The organism is Mordavella massiliensis, assembly GCF_016902415.1.
Taxonomy (GTDB): domain Bacteria; phylum Bacillota; class Clostridia; order Lachnospirales; family Lachnospiraceae; genus Merdimonas; species Merdimonas faecigallinarum.
Genome location: NZ_JACJLV010000080.1, coordinates 1 through 4,249 on the forward strand (window position 1 = coordinate 1; position 4,249 = coordinate 4,249).

Genomic DNA, 4,249 nt, shown 5'->3' on the forward strand with positions numbered 1-4,249 from the left:
TATAAGTAATTACTTATATATTTTAGAGATAATGAAAGGAATTAAAAAGGTATCAACTATGAATCTTAGAAATATTCGTATTTTTTTGACTGTTTTAGAAACCAAAAGCATGTCAAAAGCTGGTAGACAGCTTTTTATGTCTCAATCTGCTGTCAGCCAGACTATTAACGAACTTGAGAAGGAATACCATTGTAAACTATTTATAAGAAGTCATGGAAATATGGAATTGACCTATGCAGGTTTAATTTTCTCTGAATATTCTGAAAAGATCATGAGTTTCGCAAATGATTTAGATTCTAAAATGACAGAAATCGCTAATTTAAAATTAGGTCAGTTACGTATTGGTGCCAGCACAACCATTGGAATATACATAATGCCCGATATTATGGCAGAATTCAAAAGAATACACCCTAATATTAATTTATCTCTTACCATTAATAATAGTGATATTATTGAACAAATGGTATTAGACTATAAACTTGACGTCGGATTTGTTGAAGGAGAAAACTATTCCCAAGACTTGGAAGTTGTTCCTTTTTTAGATGACAGGCTTTGCCTTATTTGTTCTAATAACCATCATTGGATTATCGAGGGCAAAACTGATGTTTGTGCAAAAGATTTTTCTGATGAAACTGTCATATTAAGAGAAAAGGGTAGCGGCACAAGAAAAATTACGGAACATATTTTTAATTCTGAATATATTAAACCTGCTTTTATTTATGAAATGCATAATACCGAAGCAATTAAAAATTCCGTAAAAAATAATCTGGGTATTACTTTTATCTCAGAGTTTTCTATTAAGGAAGAATTAAAAAACAACAAATTTCATAGCATTTCTTTTATAGGAGATTACCCTTTAACCAGAAGTTTTAGCATCATCACTCGCAAAAGAAAATATCAAGAAAGCCTGCTATCTGAATTTTTATATTTCCTCAACAAAAACTTGGATTAAATGCAAATCAAGTACCGACAGTTAGAATTCCATTTCTTGTGTCTAATGTGAATTTTGATATAGAGAAGGAACTACAAAGTTTTATTCAACAAGGTTATACAACTGTATTCGTTTTTAAAAATGCTAATGTTCAGAAAATAGTAGATGAGATTAGAGAATTTTCATCAGATTCATTTATTTTTTTGAAATCTATTCAAGAATGTTTTATCTCTATTCAAGAATGTTTTACTCAAAACTATATCATGAAAAGAATTACAGTTGATGGGATTGAATGCTTTTCTATTCAAGATACATCTTGGAGAATTATGAGATCAAAATCCGCAGCATTAGCGTTTAAGGAAGAAAATGGAGAAATAATTAATTGTAATGCTAAGGAAGCTGTCTATCATTGCTTTTTACCTACTTTAGACAGGTCTCCTTTTGATTTTAAAATAAATGCAGATTTTTCAACAGATCCATCAAGGAAGCATTTAGTAAATGATTCAATTACAGATGCAGCGCTAGATGACTTGGTTTCTTTAATTTGTGAATTGGTTGCAAGTGTACTGCGCGGTGAGGTTACCGCTGATGCAAAAATGCTTTCTCTGTTTCGAGGACAAAAAAGCTTTTCGTCAACTAATCAAAAACTGATTAGTAAGTTAAAGAAAAAGATTGCTGACGTAAGGATCAAAATGAACGATAGTTCAGAGATATCAATAGCACAATATAAAAATCTTCCGGAATGGCTTGATCCACAAGAAAAAGCAATTATAAGGATATATAGTCAAACAATACGAGATACTTCCTTACCAATAGAAGTTTACCAAAATTATTTTCAGGTAGAAGAGTTTTTGACAGAGTTTTCTTCATTGGAGTATTCGAATGAGGAATTAATTTGCATTTTAGAAGAAAAAATAATATTAGAAAAGCTGCCCAAAGATACTATAACGAAAATGTCAGCAAAAATTGTAAAAAAGGCATCATTAACTCAAAGACTCTATGGAAAAAAGACCAATATTGAATATGCTTTCCATAATATAAAAAGAGCAAAAAAAGGAACAGAGATATTGGATGCTCTTTGTGGCGAATTGAGCGAATCAGAACTACAGTATGTAAATACGAATGCTAAGCTTGAGTTGAAGAATAAAGAAGATCCCTATATTGTAGAAAACAAGAATCTGACTAATCTTTTTAAAAGAGAATCTTATCAAGAAGTAAAAAGTAGTAAGCCTAAAGTTGCAAAATGGAGATCCGCAGAACAGCGGGTAGTTCAGCTTGAACAATTTATGGGACATTCGGTGCAAGATGTAAGCAGGATGAATGTTGGTTATGATATAGAAAGTACTACTTCTAAAGGTGAAAAAAGGTATATTGAAGTTAAATCCCTAAATAACGTAAATACTGAGTTTACAATAACAAATAATGAGTATACCGCTGCACATCAATATGGAAAACAGTATTATATATGCTTGATTTTTGACGATAAAGCTATCTATATTCAAGATCCATTGAACAAACTTGTTTTTACAAAACGAATTAGACAATGGGAATGGGTTTGTGATGAATATTGCGGAATCGAGATGCCATTTGATATTGAATAATTTAAAAATATGTAACACACTGTATTTTTTCGTGTTAGAAAATGTATTAATAAAAGAGAAGCTTGATCAATATAAGCGGACCAATATAATAAATCCTGGGAGCACTCACTTGGTAGTTCATCTGAGAAACTGCCAAATGAGTGCTATGAAGAAACCCGAGAAATCCGATCACAATATTTCAGCTCGTTGTGAAAATTGATTGTGTTCGCTAAAATATTTAATGTTCCCCTGGAAGTACTTATCGTTCCAGTATTATCTGAGCCACGAGAATATCTTGTCGAGGCATTCTGGATCCAAGAACTTGGTATAGCATCTACCTGTTGCTTTACATTCGATAGTTTTTAGAACAAAGAGGTATTGCCATGAAGTTAGAATTATCATGGCAATACCTCTTCTTAATAAATATAAAAAAAGACCTGAGAAATTATCTCCCAGGTCCTTACGGTCTATCAGTTATCACCCTTTGGTGGCAGATTTTGAATCACAGTCTCTATCCTCTTCACATCATATGGCGGTATCAGATTAAACGAAATCCTGGCTTTATCAATAAGATACGTCACACCGCCCTGCTTATTTACTTCTTTTCTCCTGCATAACTCCGGATATTTCCTGCTAAAGTTAGCCAACCGCCGTTTCAGACTGACATTATAAGTAAAAACATTAACCTGATCCTCTGCTTCATTAAAGAGAATGATTGTCTCTTTTTCATACTTTGTAAGCTTCAAATACTGCCTCCTTCCTGAAATATGAACTGAACACTAACCTGCTCAGGTATATAAACTATCACCTTACGATTTTTAGGTTCAAAAAGTGCCATCGCGATGAGGCTTTTTCATCACAAAAACGCATCTGAGACATACACAATCAGTCCTTCTCCCTCGCCAGCTGCTGTTCAAGATACTTGGGAACTGACCTCCCGGTCCTTTTGGCAATAGCAATCTGTTTCTCCCGGAGTCTTTTTATAACAGACAGGCGTTTTTTAGGTTTCTTTTCCGGATCCGGGAGTGCCTTCCCAGGATGATCTTTCTGATGATTCACACACCCATCTATAGCATCATAATTAACTTCCATCCCGGATTCCCAGCTTCTCTCATAGTGACCATTCTCATATGCTTTCTGCCATAGCTCCAGTCTTTTCAACCGATCAGGTTTATTCTGTTTTTCAATAGCATCTGGTTCTTTTATCTGATTATTTCGCACATACCCATGAAGGATTTCCTTTGTCTGCTGATCAAATCCATTTCCGCACTCTTCCATGATCTTCTTCCCATAACAATCAAGAATCACTCTTGTGGTTTGACGGTGATAGTCCTGATGTTCCATAAGAAAGAATTGTCGCCCATCTATGATGATCTCATCCGCAGCCAGCCAGTTTCCTTCCATGCCGTCAATTCTGTAATCTTTCGTATCCAGCGTCACAAGCGCCCCTGATGAGTTGATCCGTATAAAACCGGAAATCCTTCTGGGCGTATTCTCATCCACATAAAAGCAGGATACTTCTCCATCCCGATTCACAACAATGACGTCACTGACGTCTCTTATATCGGCAGTTCTTTCCCATATATCCATTATCGCTTCTCTTGCGGAAAGATTTGAAATATGGATCTGACGGTAGAAGTCAATCCGTATCTGCCGGTTTTCACTCTTTAACTGATCATACGTTTTTTTCCACAGGTCTTTCCCGGCAGTATTAAGATCTACACGATACAGTGCATAC

4 protein-coding genes are annotated in these 4,249 nt (G+C 34.6%); 2 read left to right on the top strand and 2 right to left on the bottom strand.

Going from position 1 to position 4,249, the window contains the following annotated elements; all coding sequences use genetic code 11:
• Together H6A13_RS12570 and H6A13_RS13520 are read left to right on the top strand one after the other, a co-directional pair.
• On the top strand, window positions 1-952 hold a 952-nt coding region (locus tag H6A13_RS12570), incomplete at its 5' end, for a LysR family transcriptional regulator (protein WP_204909889.1).
• Between the two features lie 38 nt (window positions 953-990).
• Window positions 991-2,532 (top strand): protein NO VEIN domain-containing protein, encoded by a 1,542-nt coding sequence (locus tag H6A13_RS13520; RefSeq protein WP_204909890.1) that lies wholly within the window; start codon window positions 991-993, stop codon window positions 2,530-2,532.
• A gap of 449 nt (window positions 2,533-2,981) precedes the next feature.
• On the opposite strand, the gene H6A13_RS12580 is transcribed toward H6A13_RS13520, so the two are convergent.
• Complete coding sequence (locus H6A13_RS12580; RefSeq protein ID WP_204909891.1) at window positions 2,982-3,257, bottom strand: molecular chaperone; 276 nt, start codon at window positions 3,255-3,257, stop codon at window positions 2,982-2,984.
• 139 nt (window positions 3,258-3,396) lie between these two features.
• On the bottom strand, window positions 3,397-4,249 hold an 853-nt coding region (locus tag H6A13_RS12585), incomplete at its 5' end, for a DUF4316 domain-containing protein (protein ID WP_204909892.1).